16 protein-coding genes, 1 pseudogene and 1 riboswitch are annotated in these 21,545 nt (G+C 71.1%); of the genes and pseudogenes, 12 read left to right on the forward strand and 5 right to left on the reverse strand.

The features are described from left to right. The first annotated feature begins 49 nt into the window (after positions 1–49). Positions 50–141, forward strand: a riboswitch (TPP riboswitch). The 5 genes from thiE to V1457_RS13710 all read left to right on the forward strand — a co-directional run bounded on the left by thiE (position 135) and on the right by V1457_RS13710 (position 3,597). Then, positions 135–797: a thiamine phosphate synthase gene (gene thiE / locus V1457_RS13690; protein ID WP_200070851.1), complete on the forward strand. Its 663-nt coding sequence runs from the start codon at positions 135–137 to the stop codon at positions 795–797. (Overlaps the previous riboswitch by 7 nt.) Continuing rightward, on the forward strand, positions 794–1,591 hold the full coding sequence (gene thiD, locus V1457_RS13695; protein ID WP_200070852.1) for a bifunctional hydroxymethylpyrimidine kinase/phosphomethylpyrimidine kinase: 798 nt from the start codon (positions 794–796) through the stop codon (positions 1,589–1,591). The genes thiE and thiD overlap by 4 nt, the downstream gene beginning before the upstream one ends. Before the next feature lie 54 nt (positions 1,592–1,645). After that, the gene (tenA, locus tag V1457_RS13700) at positions 1,646–2,356 is read left to right on the forward strand and encodes a thiaminase II (RefSeq protein WP_200070853.1); all 711 of its coding nucleotides are present in this window, start codon (positions 1,646–1,648) and stop codon (positions 2,354–2,356) included. A gap of 155 nt (positions 2,357–2,511) precedes the next feature. Next, a complete protein-coding gene (locus V1457_RS13705; RefSeq protein WP_255520875.1) occupies positions 2,512–2,640 on the forward strand; it encodes a hypothetical protein in 129 nt (42 codons plus the stop codon). 123 nt (positions 2,641–2,763) lie between these two features. Beyond that, positions 2,764–3,597, forward strand: coding sequence for a chitosanase (locus V1457_RS13710; protein WP_295146280.1), 834 nt, complete (start codon positions 2,764–2,766; stop codon positions 3,595–3,597). Positions 3,598–3,608: 11 nt separating this feature from the next. Here the strand turns inward: V1457_RS13710 and V1457_RS13715 are convergent, their stop codons facing one another. From V1457_RS13715 to V1457_RS13730, 4 genes are all read right to left on the reverse strand, one after another. After that, the gene (locus V1457_RS13715; RefSeq protein ID WP_295146278.1) at positions 3,609–4,742 is read right to left on the reverse strand and encodes a polysaccharide pyruvyl transferase family protein; all 1,134 of its coding nucleotides are present in this window, start codon (positions 4,740–4,742) and stop codon (positions 3,609–3,611) included. 235 nt (positions 4,743–4,977) lie between these two features. Beyond that, positions 4,978–5,472, reverse strand: coding sequence for a hypothetical protein (locus V1457_RS13720; RefSeq protein WP_200070856.1), 495 nt, complete (start codon positions 5,470–5,472; stop codon positions 4,978–4,980). A 12-nt stretch (positions 5,473–5,484) separates the two neighbouring features. Next, the gene (locus tag V1457_RS13725; RefSeq protein ID WP_338604190.1) at positions 5,485–6,456 is read right to left on the reverse strand and encodes a hypothetical protein; all 972 of its coding nucleotides are present in this window, start codon (positions 6,454–6,456) and stop codon (positions 5,485–5,487) included. Positions 6,457–6,576: 120 nt separating this feature from the next. After that, positions 6,577–6,819: a hypothetical protein gene (locus V1457_RS13730; protein WP_338604193.1), complete on the reverse strand. Its 243-nt coding sequence runs from the start codon at positions 6,817–6,819 to the stop codon at positions 6,577–6,579. Positions 6,820–6,851: 32 nt separating this feature from the next. On the opposite strand from V1457_RS13730, the pseudogene V1457_RS13735 reads away from it, so the two are divergent. From V1457_RS13735 to V1457_RS13765, 7 genes and pseudogenes are all read left to right on the forward strand, one after another. Then, positions 6,852–7,250: pseudogene (locus tag V1457_RS13735) on the forward strand (amino acid ABC transporter ATP-binding protein); the annotation flags it as partial. A 155-nt stretch (positions 7,251–7,405) separates the two neighbouring features. Beyond that, positions 7,406–8,710, forward strand: coding sequence for a GNAT family N-acetyltransferase (locus V1457_RS13740; protein ID WP_295139524.1), 1,305 nt, complete (start codon positions 7,406–7,408; stop codon positions 8,708–8,710). Positions 8,711–8,933: 223 nt separating this feature from the next. Next, a complete protein-coding gene (locus V1457_RS13745; protein WP_338604197.1) occupies positions 8,934–16,271 on the forward strand; it encodes an amino acid adenylation domain-containing protein in 7,338 nt (2,445 codons plus the stop codon). After that, complete coding sequence (locus tag V1457_RS13750; protein ID WP_295145783.1) at positions 16,271–16,468, forward strand: MbtH family protein; 198 nt, start codon at positions 16,271–16,273, stop codon at positions 16,466–16,468. Before V1457_RS13745 ends, V1457_RS13750 begins: the two co-directional genes overlap by 1 nt. A gap of 13 nt (positions 16,469–16,481) precedes the next feature. Next, positions 16,482–17,903, forward strand: a complete 1,422-nt coding sequence (locus V1457_RS13755; RefSeq protein WP_338604201.1) for a DHA2 family efflux MFS transporter permease subunit — start codon at positions 16,482–16,484, stop codon at positions 17,901–17,903. 130 nt (positions 17,904–18,033) lie between these two features. Further along, positions 18,034–18,870 carry a siderophore-interacting protein gene (locus tag V1457_RS13760; RefSeq protein ID WP_200070862.1) on the forward strand — a complete coding sequence of 279 codons (837 nt, stop codon included), beginning with the start codon at positions 18,034–18,036 and terminating at the stop codon, positions 18,868–18,870. A 63-nt stretch (positions 18,871–18,933) separates the two neighbouring features. Beyond that, positions 18,934–20,277: a lysine N(6)-hydroxylase/L-ornithine N(5)-oxygenase family protein gene (locus V1457_RS13765; RefSeq protein ID WP_338604205.1), complete on the forward strand. Its 1,344-nt coding sequence runs from the start codon at positions 18,934–18,936 to the stop codon at positions 20,275–20,277. Between the two features lie 47 nt (positions 20,278–20,324). Here V1457_RS13765 and V1457_RS13770 read toward each other — a convergent pair whose 3' ends face one another. Next, the gene (locus V1457_RS13770; protein ID WP_338604208.1) at positions 20,325–21,509 is read right to left on the reverse strand and encodes an alpha/beta hydrolase; all 1,185 of its coding nucleotides are present in this window, start codon (positions 21,507–21,509) and stop codon (positions 20,325–20,327) included. Positions 21,510–21,545: the final 36 nt, after the last annotated feature.

The raw sequence follows: 21,545 nt of genomic DNA on the forward strand, positions 1-21,545 counted from the left end.
CCTCCGCGGCACGGCGCTTCGCCAGGTTGACCGTGCTTGCTAGCTTGAGAGCAGTGACGCGGGGTGCCCACCAGGGCTGAGAGCAAACCCGTCGAACCTGACCTAGTTCGAACTAGCGGAGGGACGTCACCGCCGTGACAACTCGCGCCGATGCACCGCAAGCCGCCGGGCGGCTCGACCTGTCCGTGTACCTGGTCACCGACACCGAACTGTGCGGTGCCAGAGGGGTGCCGCGGACGGTGCGCGAAGCCGTGGCCGGTGGCGCGACGGTTGTTCAGGTCCGCGATCCGCGCGCCACCGGCAGGCAGCTGTGCGAGCTGGTCACCGCGGTGCGCGCCGAACTCGCCGAGTTCCCGGCGGTCCCGCTGCTGGTCGACGACCGGCTCGACGTGGCGCTCGCGGCAGGCGCCGACGGCGTCCACTTGGGACAGAGCGACGTGCCGCCGGAGCAAGCGCGGCGGATCGCGCCCGAGCTGCTGATCGGCTGGTCGGTCTCGGACGCCGCGGAACTCGCCGAGACCGCCGCGTTCCCGCCCGGCACCGTCGACTACCTCGGCATCGGCCCGGTGTTCGGCACGCCGACCAAACCCGAAGCCGCGCCCGCGCTCGGCGTCACCGGGCTGCGCGAGCTCACCGCCGCGACCGAACTGCCCGCGGTCGCCATCGGCGGCGTGCACGCCGACAACGCCGCCGAGATCGCCGCGACCGGCGTGCGCGGGCTGTGCGTCGTCTCCGAGATCTGCGCGGCCGCCGATCCGGCATCGGCCGCGGCCCGCCTGCGAAAGGTGTACCGATGATTCCCAACGTGCTGACCATCGCCGGGACCGACCCCAGCGGCGGGGCCGGGGTCCAGGCCGACCTCAAGGCGTTCTCCGCCAACGGTGCTTACGGGATGTCGGTCATGACCGCGCTCGTCGCGCAGACCACCACCGGTGTCTCCCAGGTGCACGAGATCCCGCCGGAGTTCGTCACCGCCCAGCTCACCACGCTGCTCGACGACGTCCGGGTGGACGCGGTGAAGATCGGGATGCTCGCGAACGCCGAGGTGATCCGCGCCGTCGTGGCGGTGCTGGACCGCTACAACCCGCCGAACGTGGTGCTGGACCCGGTGATGGTGGCCAAGAGCGGTGATCGGCTGCTGGCCGCCGAAGCGGTCGAGGTGCTGCGTGACGAGCTGCTGCCGCGGGTCGAGCTGATCACCCCGAACCTGCCGGAGGCCGCGGACCTGCTGGGCGAGCGGGAGATCGCCGAGTCCGCCGGGATGCCGGGCGTCGCCGACCGCCTCGCCGGGCTCGGCGCCAAGCAGGTGCTGCTCAAAGGCGGCCATCTGCGCCAGGGCGCCAGCGTCGACCTGCTCCGCGGCGACGGCGCGGCGCAGTACCTGCGCGGCGAGCGGGTCGAAACGACCAACGACCACGGCACCGGTTGCACCCTGGCCGCCGCGATCGCCGCGCTGCGCCCGCAGCGGGCGAGCTGGGAGGAGGCCGTGCGGGAGGCCAAGGACTACCTGACCGAGTCGCTGCGCGCCGCCGGACGGCTGGACGTCGGCCGCGGGCACGGACCGGTGCACCACTTCCACCGCTGGTGGTGAGTTGAACCCCGCCTGCCACGGCGGAGAAATCCGGCCTCGCGAAGGAGTCGCCCGATGAGCAAGCTGCCCGATCCGCCCGCCGACGGCTTCTGCGCCGGTGCCTGGGAGCACACCGCCGAGTTGCAGCGGGCCACCGTCGAGCACCCGTTCAACGCCGCGCTCACCGACGGCACGCTGGACCGCGAGCGGTTCGCGTTCTACATCGTGCAGGACGCCCGCTACCTGGTCGGCTTCGCGCAGGCGCTGTCGGCAGCCGCGACCCGCGCGGACGGGCCGCAGGACGCGGCGTTCCTGGCTGGCAACGCGCAGGCGGCGCTGGTCGAGGAGCGCCGGCTGCACGCCGGATACGTCGAGGAGTTCGGGCTGACCGAAGCCGACATCGCCGGGGTGCCGACCTCGCCGTCCTGCCTGGCCTACACCTCGTTCCTGCGCGCGAACGCGCTCTCCGAGCCGTACCCGGTGCTGCTCGCGGCGATCTTGCCGTGCTTCTGGGTGTACCAGCACGTGGGCAGCGAGATCCTCGATGCGGTGGGCGACATCGCGGCGCACCCGTACCGGCGGTGGATCGAGACCTACGCCGACGACGAGTTCGCCGAATCTGTGCGCGGCGCCCGGGAACTCACCGACCGGGTCGCCGAAGCCGCCGACGAGCCGACGCGGCAGCGGATGCTCGAAGCGTTCACCCGCGCCAGCGAGTACGAGTGGCTGTTCTGGAACAGCGCGTGGATCCGGGAGGAGTGGCCGACCGCTCGCTGGTTGCCGTGATCTTCCGGTCTCGGGTGGTGCTCGTGACCGGACGCACGTGGTCCCGCTGCTAACGTATCCGGCCGTTCGCGACGATTACCGAACGTCACGTCCGGTCGGACGTGTTCCGGTGTGGGATGTCTTTTCCCACCGCGCAGTCTGGGATTCGGTGGGCCTTGAGCACAGGTTCGTCCATTTTGATCATGATGGCGGGGATGATGGTGCCGATCCTGGCGGCCGCCCCGTTCTACATCGCGGACCGACGGGCCGATTCGGAACAATCCACGCAGGATTCCGACGACTGACGCACCGGCGAGACCGGACCCGGTTGGCAACGGGAAAAACCTCAGCCCGACGGCGGTGGTGGACCGGCAGGCGTACGAGCAGGGTGCTGGTGCGCCAGCCGCCGCGAACCCTGGAGGATCCCGATGTCGCCGACGCCGTCGGTGCGAGTGTCCCGCCGCGGAATCCTGCGCACCGCACTCGTGTCCGGGATCGCCGCAGGCGCGTTCGGGTCCGGGCGCGCCTTCGCGGTCCCGGGCACCGCGGCAGGCGGTGACCTCGCCGATCCGCGCAAGAAGGACATCGCGATGCAGCTCGTGTCCAGCGCGGAGAACTCCTCGTTGGATTGGCGCGCGCAGTTCGGCTACATCGAGGACATCGGCGACGGTCGCGGCTACACCGCCGGAATCATCGGTTTCTGCTCCGGCACCGGCGACATGCTCGAACTCGTCGAGTCCTACACCGGGGCCGAACCGGACAACGCGCTCGCGCCCTATCTGGAGGCGTTACGCGCGGTGAACGGTTCGGATTCGCACGAGGGTCTGGACGGCTACCCGGACGCCTGGGCCACTGCCGCCGAGGACCCCGACTTCCAGCGTGCGCAGGAGTCCGAACGGGACCGCCGGTACTTCGACCCCGCGGTGCGCCGGGCCGAGGAAGACGGGCTGGGTGCGCTCGGGCAGTTCGCCTACTACGACGCGATCGTGATGCACGGACCCGGTGAGTCCTGGCCGTCGTTCGGCGGCATCCGCCGGGCGGCGCTGGAGCAGGCGGTCCCGCCCGCGCGAGGCGGCGACGAGACCGGCTACCTCAGCGCCTTCCTGGACGCCCGGGTCACCGCGATGCGGGAAGAGGACGCGCACAGCGACACCAGCCGGGTCGACACCGCGCAACGAGTCTTCCTCGACGCCGGGAACCTGGCTCTCGACCCACCGCTGAGCTGGCGCGTCTACGGTCAGGAGTTCCGCATCGACGGCTGAGCGGCGGAAGCTCAGTGGCCGTACATCGACCAGGCGAGCTTGGACTTGGCGTCCTGCAGCGCTTTGAGCGTCTCGGCGTCGAATCCGCCTTCGGTCGGCTGCGGCGGGATCGCGAGCCCTTCGCTGATGCCCCAGCCGGAGCCGCGCTCGATCAGCGACCGGTGCTTGTTCGTGTAGTAGCCGGAATTGATCGACACCGCCACGCCGTGCGCTCCGGCCGCGGCGGCCATCAGGTGCATGTGGAACCGGCTGGACAACCACCGCTGCCCGGCCGCCGCGGGCAAGCCGGTCTCCATGATCTCGGAGAAGGCGTAGAACCGCGCCCCCGGCAGGTCGTGCTCGACCAGCGCGAACACCTCCCGGTCCACCCGCGGGATGCCTTCCACGATGCCGACCTGCTCCGGTCGCACGTCCCAGGCGCGCAGCGTGTCCAGCAGGAACCCGGCCAGCGCGGGCACGGTGACGTCCAGCAGGTCCGACTGCAGGCAGACCATCACCTCGCGCAGGTCGTCGGTGCGGTACTGGCCGGGCTCGATGCCGAAGAACATGTCGTCGCCGGTGGCGGTGAGCTGGCCCGCCGAGCTGAGCAGCTCCGCGGACGGCTCGTCGCGCACGTCGATCAGCTCGAACTGGGATGCCAGGTTGCGCAGCAGCGGCCGCGCCTCGTCCGGCACCGGCCACAGCCCTTGGCCGGTCATCACCGCGCGCCCACCGGAGCGGCGCACCGCGGCGACCGCACCGGCCAGCAGCCCGAAGTGCCGCGGCCAGATGCCGTTGATGAACCCGCCGCCGATGACGTGCACCAGGTCTGCGCTCGCGGCGAGTTCGATCCCGGCCACCCAGTGCGGCGCCAGCCCGGGATTGATCATCGCGTGCTGCACGAACGAAGCGACCTCCCACGGCTCGTCGGAAGGCGCTTCCCAGGACAACCGCCACAGCGTGTCGGTGAAGCGGGCGTGCGGGTGCAGGTGCCCGAGCAGCACCTCGCTCGGACCGGGGTTCGGGCAGTCCACCCACACCTCGCTGTGCGGTGCCACCTCGGCCAGGTACTTCAGCCAGGTCGCGGCGATCAGCTCGTCACCGTAGTTCGGGTGCCCGGTCGTGGCGACCAGGTACAGCTTGGGCGGTTGTTCGGGACTGGTCACAAGCTCTCCAGCGTTCGGGGGCGCGACTGCGCGCGGCAGGCGCCGAACCTAGCAACACCGTGCCCGACCCCCGGTCCGGAGGCATCTCCCGGGGCCGTGCGGAGGAACGCGGCAGGGCGTGCGGAGTCCTTCAGCCGTATTGCGTGGCGAAGCCGACCGCGTGCGTGGCCGCCGCCCGACGCAAAAAGCGGCGGCAACGACTCGGTGAGCCGTTGCCGCCGCCGGGGGCCGCTGATCAGTTGCGCTCGTGCAACTGGCTGCGGAGGCGTTCGATGCGGTCCTGGGTGCGGCGGAACTTCGCCGCGTGGTGTTCCTCGAACAGGGAGGTCGGCAGCGTCCCGACCGAGACCCCGATCTCCTGGTCGCTGGGCCGGATCCGGATCACTTCGGCGGAGCGGACCGGCTCGCCCGATTCCCGTTGCGGCTGCTGGTCCGGTTGCGGCTGCTCGGTTTCGGGTCGGTGCGGTGCGGCTTCGGCCGCTTCGGAGGTGTTCTCGGCGGTCTCCTCGCGGGCCGGCGCGGTCTCGCCGGACTCGGCCGCCGGCTTGCCGTCGCCGCCCGCGGCCTCTCCGGCCTGCGCGGAATGTGCCTGCTCCCGGGGCGCCGGACGCATGGCGTGCTTGCCGGTGGGGGCCGAGTCCGCGTCCGTGCGCCGGGCCCGCGCCAGCATCGGCCAGAAGATCAACGATGCCAGCAGGAAGCCGGCGGCGAAAATCATGATGGTGTTCACGAGGTGCTCCGATCAGTAGCGGGGAACGGCGCCGTCGGGTTCGCTGCTTGCCGCGGCCGGGACATCGCCGCCGCCGGTTCCGCCGAAGTCCTGGTCGGTCAGGGCGTCCAGCGGGACCAGGTAGCTCTGCGTGTCGTCGCGCGGCTCGGGCAGCCACACCTGGTGCGGCTCGGCGACGAGCTCCGCGTCGATGACGTCGTCGATCTGCTGCTCGCCGATCTCGTTGGTGGAGGCGCCGACCAGCCTGCCGACGTTCTCCAGCGAGGACAGGATCGCGCTGCGCAGCTCTTCCATCCTGGTCTGCTTGGTGTGCAGGTCCTGCAGGACCTGCAGCCGCAGGTGCTCGCTCTCGGCGTCACGCTTGCCGCATTCCCACCGGGTGCTGGCGAGCAGCTCGTCGGCCTCTTCCTGCGCGGCTTCGATGGTGGCTTTGTACTCGTCCCGGATGGCGTGGCGCATCCGGCGCTCCCGTTCCCGGATGTCGGCGATCTTCTGCTCGTGCTCTTGGCGGATCTGCTTCTGCCGCTCGTCCATCTCGTCGACCAGCCTCGTGCATTCCGCTCGCATGGACTCGGCGGCCTGCTCGGCTTGGCTGATCAGCTGGTGCGCCTCGTACTCCGCGCTGCCGCGCACGGTCCGTGCTTGGCGCTGCGCCTGTTCGCGCAGCGTCTGCACTTCTTCCTCGGCCAGCGTGAGCATGTTCTGCACCCGCTGGGAGGCGTGCGGCAGTCCGGTGTCGGAAGCTTCGATGCGCTGCAGTCGTTGCTGGGTCTCGGCGAGCTCGTGCCGCGCGTCGTCGCAGAGGCGGCGCAGGTCGGAGTTCAGCGCCACCGCTTCGTTGCGGTCGATGCTGACCAGCCGGAGCTGGTCTTCCAGGAGCTCGATGTGCTCGATCACCTGGCGGCGGTTGAAACCCCGGACCTGGATGTCGAATCCGGGACGGAGCGGGACGACGGCTTGTGCGGAGTCCTCCACGTTGGACACTCCTCTCCACAGGCGAGGGTCGACTCGCGGTGGAGAGTAGGTCCGAATTGGACACCGCGCGCGGTGGACACCGGAGATCACCACCTGATCAGGTAGTGCGCAGCGGATTCCCGGGCGCGCTCAGCGGATCTCCGGCGGACTGATCTGGGATTCGCCGATGGCCGAGGGTTGCACGCCCCACTTGCGCAAGATCCGTTGGTATTCCCCGGTTTTGATCAGCTTGTGCACCGCGGCTTGCAGCGCGGGCGCGAGCGGGGAACCGGCGGGCAGCGCGAAACCGACGTCGAGCCTGCGGAATTCGTTGGAGAACCTGATCGCGGGCTGTTGCGCCGCGGCGTAGCGCAGGCCGTTCGTAGTGCTCATGACCGCGTCGGCGCGGCCCTGGGGCAGCTCTGTCCAAAAAGGATGCACACGGGCGAGCGCTGGCCGCGCTGCAGCGCGTCGGGATGGCCGACCGGGCGGATTTCCACCCGAGCCGGCTCTCCGGCGGCCAGCAGCAGCGGGTCGCGATCGCGCGAGCGCTGGCGATGGAACCGAAGGTGCTGCTGTTCGACGAGCCGACCAGCGCGCTGGACCCGCAACTGGTCGGCGAGGTGCTCGACGTCCTCGGCGACCTCGCCGGGGCGGGACTGACCATGATCGTGGTCACGCACGAGATCGGATTCGCCCGGCAGGCCGCGGACTCCGTGGTGTTCCTGGACCAGGGGCTGGTGGTCGAATCGGGTGCCGCGCGCGAAGTCCTCCAACGGCCCGAGCGAAGCCGGACTCGGGAATTCCTTGACCGAGTGCTGTGAAAGCACTTGGGTGGGGCCGCCGAGTTTTGCCCCGCAGCCGCGGGAAAGCACGCAGTGATCGGCGCGATACGGCGCGTGCCGGGCGCGCCCGCGGCCGATCCGCGCGCTTTGGTTAGGCTCGGCTTGCCAAGTCGGGGACGACAGAGGAGTGCGGTGTGACTGAACGGACCGATCCGCGGACCGCGGTGCTGTTGCGGCGCTGGCTGGCCGAGACGCACACGCCGGTCGCCGATGGGCCGCTGAAGGTCACCATCGGGCCGTTGCGGTTCAGCACCGAGATCACCTACCGCTCGCCCACGGGTGCGCACGGCTTCGGTCCGATCCGCGTCGCGGACTCCGGTGCGCTCGCCGAGTCCGCCCTGCTGGCAGCGGCCTGTTCGGCGGACGCGCGCGGGCGCGCCACCGCGGACGCCCCGATCAACGCCGAGAGCAGCGGCACGCTGGTGGACTGGCTGCTGCAGGCCGTCGGCAACGGGGCGGTGGATCCGCTGGCGGGCGACCACGAGGTCGACGTGCTCGCAGACGGTGTGTCCTCGGCCGACGAGGCACGTCGCTGGCTGGCCACGCACGTGGAGGGCACGCTCACCCCCGCATTGCGCAACGTCGACGGAAAGGCCGACCTGGCCGACGTCACCGCGCGCCTGCTCAGCGCCCGGTCGCTGGCCGCGATCGGACGGTTCGGGCTGCGCGGCGTCGCCGACGAGCAGGAGCTGCTGGAGCTGCTGACCGCGGCGCTGACCGCGATCCGCGACACCTACCCGGAGACCGAGCGGATCGTGCGGCACTGGCTCACCAGCACCACGCTCACCGACTTCGCGGTGCTCAACGGGTCCGGGCTGCGCTACCGCAACGGCGACAGGGTCGAGGTGCGGCCGGTGCACCACGAGGTGCCGAACCCGTTGCGCGCCAAGGTGAACGACACCGACGTGCCGGGCGTGCCGATCCCGGAGCTGGGCGAGGGCTGGTCGTTGCGGCCGGTTCGGCTGGACTCCGACGATCCGGCGCTGGTGCACCGCTGGATGAACGCCGAGCACGTGGCGACCAACTGGAACCAGGCGTGGTCGTTGCGCCGCTGGACCGACGAGCTCGGCACCCAGCTGGCCGGTGAGCATTCGATGCCGTGCCTGGTCAGCCGGGACGGCCGGGAGGTCGCTTACGTCGAGCTGTACCGGGTGCTGCGGGACAAGCTTTCGGCCTGCTACCCGTTCGAGCCGAACGACCTGGGCGTGCACATCGCGATCGGGGAGTCCGACGCCGTCGGCCGCGGGCTCGGTTCGTCGCTGCTGGCGGCGGTGGCGCAGGGGTTGCTCGGCGCCGATCAGGACTGCCGCCGGGTGGTCGCCGAGCCGAATGTCCACAATGGAGCTTCGGTGGCTGCGTTCGGCAAGGGCGGGTTCGGTCGCGCTCGCGAAGTCGGTCTGCCCGGCAAGAACTCCGCGCTGATGATCCACCCGCGCTGATCAGCGGCGAGCGCGACCTCCGTCCCATGGGGCCGGTCGAAGTCGGCGCTCGCTCCTCGTGCGCCGGCGATTGGGCCGAATGGAGCAGGTGCTGCGGGCCGCGCCCGCGGGCGTTGCGTCTGCGCAGGACTGAGAGGTAAAGCACGAGCCATACGTTCTGGTGCGCGGAGCGCGGGTGAAATAAGGTTAGCCTTACTTCGTCCGTGTGACCGTGGGGAGAACGATGCCGGAGCTTCCTGGCGCGTCGCTGCCGCTGTCCGCCGCCCAGGCGGGAATCTGGTTCGCGCAAGCGCTCGATGGCGCGAACCCGATCTACAACACCAGCGAGTACGTCGAGATCCACGGCCCGATCGACCCGGAGCTGTTTCGCGCGGCGCTGCGCACCGTCCTCGCCGAGGCGGACGCGCTGCGCCTGCGCGTGATCGACGACGCGGACGCCCCGCAGCAGGTGATCGAGCCGGCCTGGGACCCGCGGCTGCCGGTCGTCGACCTCACCGCCGAGGCCGGCCCGCGGGCGGCCGCGCTGCGCTGGATGCGCGCTGACCTGGCCGAACCGGTCGATCTCACGGTCGGCGGGCCGGACGGGCGGCTGTTCACCGCCGCGCTGTTCAAGCTCACCGACCAGCACTGGTTCTGGTACCAGCGGATTCACCACGTGGCCATCGACGGCTACGGCTTCTCGATCGTCATGCGCCGGGTCGCCGAGGTCTACAGCGCTCTCGCCGCTGGGCAGCCGGTCGGCGCGACCCCGTTCGAGCCGTTGCGCGCGCTGCTGGACGCCGAACGCGAATACCGCGAGTCGGCGAAGTTCGAGCGCGACGCCGAGTTCTGGCGCGAGCACCTCGCCGACGCCCCGGCCCCGGTCGGCCTCGCCAGCCGCAGCGGCCGCACCGCGCACACGTTCCTGCGGCGCAGCGCCGAACTGGACTCCGACGCCGCCGACGCGCTCGGCGCGGCCGCCGCGGACAGCCGCACGATCTGGCCGGATGCGCTGATCGCCGGGTTCGCCGCCTACCTGCACCGGGTCACCGGCGCGCGGGAGGTCGTGCTGGGACTGCCGGTGATGGGGCGGCTCGGCTCCACCGCCTCCCGGGTGCCGGGCATGGTCGTGAACGTGCTGCCGCTGCGGGTCGCGGTCGACCCGGACACCACCCGCGACGAGCTGGTCGGCCGCGTCGCGCGGGAAGTGCGGCAGCTGCGCAAGCACCAGCAGTACCGCGGCGAGGACCTGCGCCGGGACCTGCGGCTGCTGGGCACCGACCGGCCGCTGTTCGGCCCGATGATCAACGTGAAGGCGTTCGACTACGAGCTGAGCTTCGCCGAGCACCCTGCGACGGTGCACAACCTGGCCGCCGGGCCGGTCGACGACCTCACGGTGCTGGTCTACACCGAAGGCACCGGGATGCGGTTCGAGTTCGACGCGAATCCGCAGCTGTACTCCGCGGACGAGCTCGCGGCGCACCAGGACCGGTTCCTGCGCTTCCTGGACCGGTTCGCGCGCACCGGCGGACCCGTCGGGCAGGTGGACCTGCTCACCGCCGAGGAGCGCGAGCTGGTGCTGCGGGAGTACAACGGCGGGCCGGTCGGCGCCGACCGCGGTCCGGCGACGCTGCCCGAACTGTTCGAGGACCAGGTCCGGCGCACGCCCGAGGCGATCGCGCTGACCTGGGGCGACGAGCAGATCAGCTATACCGAGCTGGATTCCAGGGCGAACCGGCTGGCGCACTGCCTCATCGACCACGGCATCGGGCCGGAGCAGCTGGTGGCGCTGGCCCTGCCGCGTTCGGCCGAGTTGGTGGTCGCGGTGCTGGCGGTGCTGAAGTCCGGTGCGGCGTACCTGCCGCTGGACCCGGGCAATCCGGCGAGCCGGATCGCCTACATCGTCGCGGATTCCCAGCCGTCGATGCTGATCAGCGACTCGGCGCAGCACGGCGACCTGCCGATCCCGCGCCTGCTGCTGGACGATCCGGCGGCCGTGCGGGAGATCGGCGAGCACTCGCAGCGCGACCCGCGCGGTGGTGAGCGGGGGCCGCTGACGGCGGACCACGCCGCCTACGTGATTTACACCTCCGGCTCGACCGGCAAGCCGAAGGGCGTGGTGATCCCGCACCACAACGTGGTCCGGCTGTTCAGCGCCACCGAGCCGTGGTTCGGCTTCGGCACCGAGGACGTGTGGACGCTGTTCCACTCGTATTCCTTCGACTTCTCGGTGTGGGAGCTGTGGGGCGCGCTGCTGCACGGCGGGCGGCTCGTCGTGGTGCCGCACGAGGTCAGCCGGTCGCCGGAGGAGTTCCGCCGGCTGCTGGTGCGCGAGCGGGTCACCGTGCTCAACCAGACTCCTTCGGCGTTCTACCAGCTCATCGAGGCCGATCGGGAATTCCCGGAGTCCGCCGGGCGGTTGGCGCTGCGGCGCGTGGTGTTCGGCGGGGAAGCGCTCGATCTGTCCAGATTGGACGATTGGTACGCGCGGCACGCCGACGACGCGCCGAAGCTGATCAACATGTACGGGATCACCGAGACCACCGTGCACGTGTCCTACCTGGAGCTCGATCGCGAGCTGGTGTCCCGCCGGGACGGCAGCCTCATCGGGCGCGGCATCCCCGACCTGCGGGTCTACCTGCTGGACGAGAACCTGCAACCGGTCCCGCCCGGCGTGGTCGGGGAGCTCTACATCGCGGGCGCGGGGCTGGCGCGCGGCTACCTGGGTCGGCGTGGGCTGACCTCGTCCCGGTTCGTCGCCGATCCGTTCGGCACGCCGGGAACGCGGATGTACCGGTCCGGGGATTTGGCCCGGTGGCGCGGAAACGGGCTGCTGGAGTTCGTCGGGCGCGCCGATCACCAGGTGAAGGTTCGCGGTTTCCGCATCGAGCTCGGCGAGATCGAGGCGCGGCTGGCCGCGCAACCGCGCGTCTCGCAGGCGGCGGTGCTCACCCGCGAGGACCAGCCGGGAGACGTGCGGCTGGTCGGCTACGCGGTTTCGCAGGCCGAGCCCGCCGAGCTGCGCGCGGCGCTGGCGGCCGAACTGCCGGACTACATGATTCCGTCCACAGTGGTCATAGTCGACGAGTTCCCGTTGACGCCCAACGGAAAGCTCGACACCGATGCGCTGCCCGCGCCGGACTTCAGCGCGAACGCCGCCGGGCGGGCGCCGCGCGACCAGGTGGAGACCGCGCTGTGCCGGCTCTACGGCGAAGTCCTCGGCGTGGACGAGGTGGGCATCGACGACGGCTTCTTCGAGCTGGGCGGGCATTCGCTGCTCGCGACTAGGCTGCTGGCGCGGGTGCGCGCGGAACTCGGCGTCGAAGTCGCCATCCGCACGCTGTTCGACCACCCTTCGGTGGCCGGGTTGGCGAGCCGGCTCGGTCCGGGCGTGCGCGGCCGGCCGGAGCTGCGGCCGCTGCCGCGCCCGGACGAGGTGCCGCTTTCCTTTGCGCAGCAACGGCTTTGGTTCCTGCACCGGCTGGAAGGTCCCAGCGCGACCTACAACCTGCCGATCACGCTGCGGTTGTCCGGCGACCTCGACGTGCCCGCGCTGCGCGCCGCGCTCGGGGACGTGGTCGGGCGGCACGAGAGCCTGCGCACCGTCTTCCCGGACCGGCAGGGGCAGCCGCGGCAGCGCGTGCTGGAGCCGTCCCGGCCGGCGTTGACCTACGTGCGCACGACCGAGTCCGCATTGGACGAGGAACTGGCCGCGGCCGCCCGGTACGGTTTCGACCTCGCGCAGGAACCGCCGCTGCGCACCGTGCTGTTCCAGACGTCCGCGAACGAGCACGTGCTGCTGGTGCTGCTGCACCACATCGCCACCGACGAGTGGTCCATGGCTCCGCTGCTGCGCGACCTGGCCACCGCCTACTCCGCGCGCAGCATGAGCGCCGAGCCGGACTGGAAACCGCTGCCGGTCCAGTACGCGGATTACACGCTGTGGCAACGGGAACTGCTCGGCGACGAGCAGGACGACAACAGCCTCGCCGCCCGCGAGCTGGCGTTCTGGATCGACGAGCTGGCGGGCCTGCCGGACGAGCTCGAGCTGCCCGCCGACCACCCGCGCCCGGCCGTGCCGAGCCATCGCGGCGGCGCGATCCGGTTCGGTTTCGACGCGGAGCTGCACAGTGACCTGCGGGCGCTGGCCGCCGAGCACCAGGCGAGCCTGTTCATGGTGCTGCAAGCCGGGCTGGCCGCGCTGTTGACCAGGCTCGGCGCGGGAACCGACATCCCGATCGGCTCACCGGTGGCCGGGCGCGGAGACGACCGGCTGGACGAACTGGTCGGGTTCTTCGTCAACAGCCTGGTGCTGCGCACCGGAACCGGCGGCGATCCGACGTTCGCCGAGCTGGTCCAGCGGGTGCGGCGCACCGACCTGGCCGCCTACGACCACGCCGAGCTGCCGTTCGAGCGGCTGGCCGAAGTGCTCAACCCGTCCCGCTCGCTGGCCAGGCACCCGCTGTTCCAGGTGATGCTGGCGTACTGGGGCGAGGCGGACGCGGTGCACGCCGGCTTCCCCGGACTGAAGTCCGATGTGGACACCGTGGACGCGGGTGCGGCGAAGTTCGACCTGGCGCTGAGCCTGCGTGCGGCAGGCGGCGGCGTGGAAGGCGTCGCGCAGTTCAGCACCGACCTGTTCGACGCGGGCACGGTCGAGGACCTCACCGACCGGCTGGTGCGGCTGCTGACCGACGCGGTTTCCCGGCCGGACGCGCCGATCAGCCGGCTCGCGGTGCTCGACGACGAGGAGCGGCAGCGGATCTTCTCCTGGGGTGACGCGGTCGCCGCGCAGGACGTCGACCCCGCCACCTTCCCGGACCTGCTGGACGCGCGGGCAAGGGCGAACCCGGACAAGCCGGCGCTGGTCTTCGAGGGCACCGAACTCAGCTACGCGGAACTGGGCGCACGCGTGAACGCGTTGGCACACCTGCTGATCGAGCGCGGTGCCGGTCCCGGCCGGATCGTCGGGGTGATGCTGCCGCGCTCACCCGAGCTGATCGTGGGGCTGCTGGCGGTGATGGCCTCCGGTGCCGCGTACCTGGCGCTGGACCCGGATTATCCCGAAGACCGGTTGCAGCACATGATCGACGATGCCGGGCCGGACCAGGTGCTCGCGCTGTCCAAGAACCGGCCGCGGAACGCGCGGACGCTGCTGCTCGACGACGACGGGACGCGCGCGGCGCTGCGCAGCGCACCGGTCGCCGCACCGCCACGGAAATCCACTGTGGACGACCCGGCGTACGTCATCTACACCTCCGGCTCCACCGGCAGACCCAAGGGCGTCGTGGTGCCGCACCGCGGTGTCGCCGGACTGCTGGCCACGCAGGCGCAGCGGGTCGGCATCACCGAGAGCAGCCGGGTGCTGCAGTTCGCCTCGCCGAGCTTCGACGTGGCGTTCTGGGAGATGTGCATGGGGCTGCTCTCCGGCGGCACGCTCGTCGTCGCGCCCGCGGACCGGCGGGTGCCTGGCGCGCCGCTGGTCGACTACGCCACCGAGCACGGCGTCACGCACCTGGCCATCGGGCCGTCGGTGATGGGCATGTTCCCGCCCGGCGTGGACCTGCCGCCGGACGCGACCTTGTTGTGCGGGGCCGAGAAGGTGCCCTCCGACCTGGTCCAGCGCTGGGCGCGCGGGCGGCGGATGCTGAACTGCTACGGCCCGACCGAGGCCACCGTCAACTCCACGCTGTGGTTGTGCGAACCCGACGCGGGCACGTCCGTGCCGATCGGCCTGCCCGACCCGGGAACCCGGCTGTACGTGCTGGACGAGGCGCTGCAGCCGGTGCCGCCGGGGGTCGTCGGCGAGCTGTACGTGGGCGGCACCGGGCTCGCGCACGGCTACCTGAACCGGCACGGGCTCACCGCCGAACGCTTCGTCGCCGACCCGCACGGCGAACCCGGCTCGCGGATGTACCGCACCGGCGACCTGGTGCGCTGGCGCGATGACGGGGCGCTGGACTTCGCCGGGCGGGCCGACGACCAGGTCAAGATCCGCGGATTCCGGATCGAACCGGGCGAGGTGGAGGCGGCGCTGACCCGCCATCCCGCGGTGTCCCAGGTCGCCGCGGTGGTGCGCGAGGACCGGCCCGGCGACAAGCGGCTGGTCGGCTACGTCGTCGCGCGCCAGGACGTCAGCCAAGCCGAACTCCGCGCGCACGCGGCGGAATCGCTGCCGGACTACATGGTCCCGGCGGCGATCGTGTTCCTCGGCGAACTGCCGCTGATGCCGAACGGGAAGCTGGACCGGGGCGCGCTGCCCGAGCCGGACCTGGCCGCATCCGTGGGCGACGCGGTACCGCGCGATCCGACCGAAGAGATCCTGTGCGAACTGTTCGCCGAAGTGCTGGAACTGCCGCGGGTCGGCGTGCACGACGGCTTCTTCGACCTCGGCGGGCACTCGCTACTGGCCGCGAAGCTGATCGCGCGCATCGATGAGGCGCTGGGCGTGCAGCTCAACGTCGGCAGCCTGTTCGCGGCACCGTCGGTGTCGGGCCTGAGCTCCCGGATGCGCACCGGCGGCAAGGGCGACGCGCTCGGCATCCTGCTGCCGCTGCGCACCGAAGGCGACAAGGAACCGCTGTTCTGCGTGCACCCGGCGGCCGGTCTGGCGTGGCCGTTCTCCGGGCTGATGAAGCACATCGATCCGCGCCGCCCGCTGTACGGCCTGCAGTCGCGCGGTCTGGACGAACCGGCGCCGGTGATCGCGAACCTGCACGATCTGGCCGCCGAATACCTCGAGCACATCCGCTCGGTGCAGCCGCACGGGCCGTACCACTTCCTGGGCTGGTCGTTCGGCGGCGTGATCGCGCACGAGATGGGGACCCAGTTGCAGGCCCAGGGCGAGGAGGTCCGGTTCCTCGCGATGCTCGACTCCTACCCGAAGGACGTGTGGGACGAGCTGCCCACCGAGGAGGAAGCGCTCAAGGCGCTGCTCTACATGGCCGGCTACGACCTCGCCGAGCTGCGTGCTGATGGGATGGGCATAGACCAGCTGCGCCGCGAGCACGTGATGGAGATCCTGTCCGCGGAGGGCAGTGCGCTGGCCAACCTCGAAGAGCACACGGTCGAAGCCATCATCGACAACTTCGCCAACTGCGCGGTGCTGGAGAACGAGGCCGAGCACGAGATCTACCGCGGTGACGTGCTGTTCTTCACCGCCACCGTGAATCCGGCGAAGGAGTCGCTGACCGCCCGGATGTGGGAGTCCTACGTGGACGGTGCGGTGGAGAACCACGACATCGCCTGCGAGCACAAGGACATGACCCAGCCGGGTCCGCTCGCCGAGATCGCCGAGGTGGTGCAGCGGCGGCTGACCGATTCGGAGCGGCTGGCCGACCCGGAGCGGCTGGCCGACTCGGAACCGCCCGCCGCGCCGCCGCAGACCGATCCCGCCGGGCCGCAGCAAGGCGGCAGCACTGCCTCGCCGCAGCACGGCGGCAACCCCGTCTCGCCGCGGCAACGCAACAACACCGCGTCGCAGCGGCAAGGCGGCGACCCCGCCCGGCCGCAGCGCAACGACCGTCCCGCCGCGCCGCAGCAAGACGCAGCAACGCCGCCGCAGCCAAGGAGTCCGCGCTGATGACCAACCCGTTCGACGACCCCGACGGAACCTTCTACGCCCTGGTCAACGACGAGGACCAGTACTCGCTGTGGCCCGCCCGCATCGAGATCCCGGCGGGCTGGTCGATCGCGCACGGACCGGCGCCCAGACCCGAATGCCTCGAACACATCGAGGTGCATTGGACCGACATCCGCCCAGCCCGCAACGGCGCGTGAACCAGGACCGGCAGTGCGCTTGAACGACCCGAAGATCGCGGTGTGCGTCGTCTACGTCGCCGCGATGTTCATGAACGGCATGGACGCCACCATCGTCAACGTGGCGTTGCCCGCGATCGGCGACGAGTTCGCCGTGGCGCCGAGCGCGACCAGCGCGATCAACGTGGGCTACCTCGTCAGCCTCGCGGTGTGCATTCCGATGTCCGGGTGGCTGGGGGACCGGTTCGGCACGAAGAAGGTCTTCCTCGGCGCGTTCGGCGCGTTCGTGCTGGCCTCCGCGCTGTGCGGGGCGGCGCAGGACCTCACCCAGCTCACCGCGGCCCGCGTGCTGCAAGGCGCGGGCGGCGGGGTGCTGAGCCCGGTCGCGCTGACCATGCTGTTCCGCGCCTACCCGCCGCAGGAGCGGATCCGGTTGTCCGGCGTGCTCGTGATCCCGACCGCGATCGCGCCCGCGCTGGGGCCGGTGCTCGGCGGGTTGTTCGTGGAGCACTTGACCTGGCGGTGGGGCTTCTTCGTGAACGTGCCGGTCGGGGTGCTGGCGCTGATCTACGGCGCGGTCAAGCTGACCGAGCACGTGGAGTCGGTGCACAAGCGGTTCGACGTGCTCGGGTTCGCGCTGGCCGCGCCGGGCCTGGGGCTGCTGATGTACGCGCTGGACACGGTTTCCGCGCACGGTTTCACCTCGCCGCAATTCCTGGCCTGCGGCGTGGCCGGGCTGGTCTGCCTGCTGGTGCTGGTCCTGGCGCAGCTGCGCACCCGGCAACCGATGCTGGACGTGCGGCTGTTCGCCGACGCGTCGTTCCGCCGGGCGAGCCTGATCCTGGCGTTCTGCGTGGCCGGGTTCCTCGGCACGCTCTACGGCTTCACGTTGATGTACCAGTCCGGGATGGGTGCTTCGGCGCAGGAGACCGGGCTGGTCACGTTGCCGAAGGCGATCGGGCTGATGCTGGCTTCGCGGGCGGTGACCTGGGCGCACCCGAAGCTGGGGCCGCGGGTGCTGATCGCGCTGGCGATGCTCGGTGCCGCGGTGTCGTTCGCGGCGATGAACCTGGTGACCGGGCCGGTCTCGGCCTCGGTCGTGCAGTTCACCTCGGGTTTCTTCGTCGGGGCCGGTTCGATCGAACTCCAGGTGGTCGCGTTCGCCACGATCAGCGCGACCGCCACCGGCGGGGCTTCCACGTTGTTCAACGTGCAGCGCCAGGTCGGTTCGGCGCTGGGTGTGGCGGTGACCGCCGGGGTGCTGGCGATCGGCGGCGCAGGTGCGCACGGGTCGCTGGGCCCATACCATGCCGCGATGCTGGTGTCGGCGGGGTTTGCGCTGGTCGGAGTGCTGATCGCGCTGCGCATCAAGACCCCGTCCGAGCCGCGGTCCGACGCCGTGACCGGAGCCGGTTCGGGCAGCGGCGCGGGCCCGGTGCCCGCTGGCCGCAACTGATCGGCGCCACCCGGATGTGCGGCGAGGCGAGATCTGGCCCACCGGGGGGAGACATCATCGAAATCTGTAGTTAGGCTAGCCTTAACTAATTGATCCTTCTGGGAACGGTGAGGAAGGAACGCCAGGTCAGATGACGACAGCGGACCGAGCCCGACGCGGCGGCCACCCGCGTCCGCCCACCCGCACGCTGGAAGTGCTGCGGACCGCGGACCTGACGCCGTCGATGCGGCGGATCACCCTCGGCGGCGACGAGATCGCCGGGTTCCGGGACGAGCACACCGGCCCGAACATCAAGGTGTTCGTCCCCCAGCGCGGTCAGCGGCGGCCGGTCCTGCCCGTCTTCGACCACGACGCCGGTAGGCACGTCTGGCCCGAGGCGCACGAGCGCCCGACCATGCGCACCTACACGGTCCGCCGCTACGACGAGGCGCGCGGCGAGCTCGACGTCGATTTCGTGATGCACGGCGAGCACGGCGTGGCCTCCTCCTGGGCGCGCGGAGCCGCCCCGGGCGACTACCTCGGCGTGCAGGGCCCCGGCGGCCGGACGCCGCGCGCGGCCGACTGGTACCTGCTGATCGGCGACGAGACCGCGCTGCCAGCCATTTCGGCGATCATCGAGGGGCTGCCGCTGACCGCCAGCGGCGAGGCGTTCCTGGAGGTCTCCGACAGCGCCGAGCAGCAGCACATCGAATGCCCGCCGAACCTCAACCTGAACTGGCTGCACCGCGACGGCGTGCCCGCGGGCCGCTCGACCAAGCTCGGCGATGCCGTCCGCGAGCTGGACATCCCGCCGCAGCGGGACGTTTCCGCGTGGGTCTCCGGTGAATCCGGGGTGGTCCGCGGCATCCGCAGGCACCTGCGCCGGGACCGCGGGCTCGACGCCGCATCGGTGCTGGCGATCGGCTACTGGAAAGCCGGAATGGTGGAAACCGATTACCACGACCAGTACAACCACGACCGCGACTGAACGGTCTGCGGACCACTCCGTGCCCGCGCGCGAAACCCGCCGGGTACCGGCGAAGGGACAACCGTGTCAACGGCTTCGATCCACTTACAAGGCCCGGTCCACGACGTGCTGGGCGTCGGTTTCGGCCCGTCCAACCTGGCGCTGGCCGTCGCGGTCGAGGAGCACAACCGCCGGTGCGCCGAGCAGGAGCAGCTGACCGCAGGCTTCGTGGAACGCCAGCCGCGGTTCGGCTGGCACCGCGGGATGCTCATCGAGGGCACCACGATGCAGGTCTCGTTCCTCAAGGACCTGGTCACGATGCGGGAGCCGGCCAGCGACTTCTCGTTCCTGTCCTACCTGCACGGCAAGGACCGGCTGGTCGACTTCATCAACCACAAGACGATGTTCCCCACCCGCGTCGAATACCACGACTACCTGGAGTGGGCCGCGGGCAGGCTCGAGCACCTGGTGCAGTACGACGCCGAAGTCATCGACGTGCGGCCGGTGCAGCAGGGCGAGCTGTTCGAGGTGCTGGTGCGGCACGGTTCCGGGCAGGTCATCGCGCGGCGGGCGCGCAACGTCGTGGTCGCGGTCGGGCTGGAGGCTAACCTGCCGCCCGGCGCGGAACGCGGCGACCGGGTCTGGCACAACCTCGAACTGCTGCACCGCATCGGCGAACTGGAGGGCGCCGATCCGAAGCGGTTCACCATCGTCGGCGCCGGGCAGAGCGCCGCCGAGGTCACCGATTACCTGCACCGCACTTTCACCGGCGCCGAGGTCTGCTCGGTGTTCGGCCGCTACGGGCACACACCTGCCGATGACAGCCCGTTCGCGAACCGGATCTTCGACCCGGAGGCGGTGGACCACTTCTACAGCTCGCCGACCGGGGTGAAGCAGCTGCTGATGGACTACCACCGGAACACGAACTACTCGGTGGTGGACCTGGAGCTGATCGAGCAGCTCTACGCCCGCGTCTACCAGGAGAAGGTGCAGGGCAAGGAACGGCTGCGGATGCTGAACGCCTCGCGCGTCGTGGACGTCGAGGAAGGCGCGGACGGCGTCGCGGTCACCGTGGAGTTCATGCCCACCGGCGAGCGGATGGTGCTGGACTCGGACGTGCTGGTGTACGCGACCGGCTGCCTGCCGGGCGATCCGGGGCGGGCGCTCGGGCGTACTTGGGACGAGTGCCTGCGCGACGCCGAGGGCCAGGTGCAGGTGGACCGCGACTACCGGGTGCGGACTTCGGACGAGGTGCGCGGCGGGATCTACCTGCAAGGCGGGACCGAGCACACGCACGGGATCACTTCGTCGCTGCTGTCCAACGGCGCGGTCCGCGCGGGCGACATCCGCGATTCGATCCTGCGCCACCGCAACGCGCCGCGTTCCGCGCCGCGGCGGGACTACGCCCTGTCCGGCGATCCCTGCTGATCGCTCGCGGAGCTGATCACTTGCGGGGCTGATCGCGTTGCGCTGGCTCAGCTGCCCGGGATCGGTGCGTGCGCGCGGAGGAAATCGAGCATCGTCGAGCGGCTGAAGGCTGCGCCGATCCCCCCGGCGTCGAAGGCGTGGTAGCCGAACGGGAACTCCCGATAGGTGACCGCGTTCCCATTCCCGCGCAGGCGATCGGCGACGGCGCTGACCCGCTCCGGCAGGATGAGGTGGTCGTTGCCGCCGGTCACCAGCAGCGTCGGCATCAGCCCTGGCCGCACCCGCTCGATCGGGGAGGCGTAGGCATAGCGCTGCGGGTACTCGGCCGGTCCGCCGCCGAGGTAGGCGCGCGCGACGCGCCGGGCGTAGCCGTAGAGCCCGTCGTCCTGCCAGTTGCCCACCAGGTCGGCGGCCGGGTAGAACCCGGCGACCGCGAGCGGCGGTGCCGGTGGCGGACCGCCGCAGCTGCTGGGCACCTCGCCCGAGCCGTAGGCGGCGTTGAGCGACAGGCTGCCGCCCGCGGACGCGCCGGAGAGCACCAGCCTGCCGGGGTCGATCCCGAGTCCCCGCCCGTGCTCGGTCAGCCACGACATCGCGCACACCACGTCGCTGCTGGCGTCCCGCCAGCGCACCGGCGGTGCCAGCCGGTAGTCGATGGAGATCACCGGGTAGCCGTGATCGGCCAGGTAGCGGAAGATGCCACGTTGTTCGTCGCGGTTGCCGCCGACGAACCCGCCGCCGTGGATCCAGACCACGGCAGGCCGTGCAGCGCCGGAATCGTTGCGCGGCAACCAGATTCCGGCGCGCAACGGCTCACCCTGCACGGTGCCGAAGGTGACCGTCCGATCCGGCGGGGGCATGGGCCTGCCGCCCTGCACGACGTCCGCGAATCCGACGTCCGCACCGTGCGAATGCGCGTAGCCGAGTTGCGCGCCGAGCACCGCCAGCGCCCCGAGCAGCGTGATCGAGCCGGTGGCCAGGCCGCAGATCGCGCTGCGGCGGGCCTGCGACCGCCACGCCATCCAGCTCAGCAGCACGACCAGCAGGCCGGTCAGCGCGAACTCGAACGGCCGCCGCCCGACGACCGACCCGAACGAGCCGACCACCGGTAGCGCCGGGATTAGGGCGCCGAGCACGAGCACCGCGACGACGATCGAGGCGGCGACACCGAGTGCGCCGAACGCGCCGCGCAGCCTGCCGCCGCGATCGCCCGGTCTCAGCTTCGAGGACATGCCGTGCTCCGTTCGAGGCCGGGACTTAGGGGCACT

It is taken from the genome of Saccharopolyspora sp. SCSIO 74807 (assembly GCF_037023755.1).
In the GTDB taxonomy this organism is placed as follows: Bacteria; Actinomycetota; Actinomycetes; order Mycobacteriales; family Pseudonocardiaceae; genus Saccharopolyspora_C; species Saccharopolyspora_C galaxeae.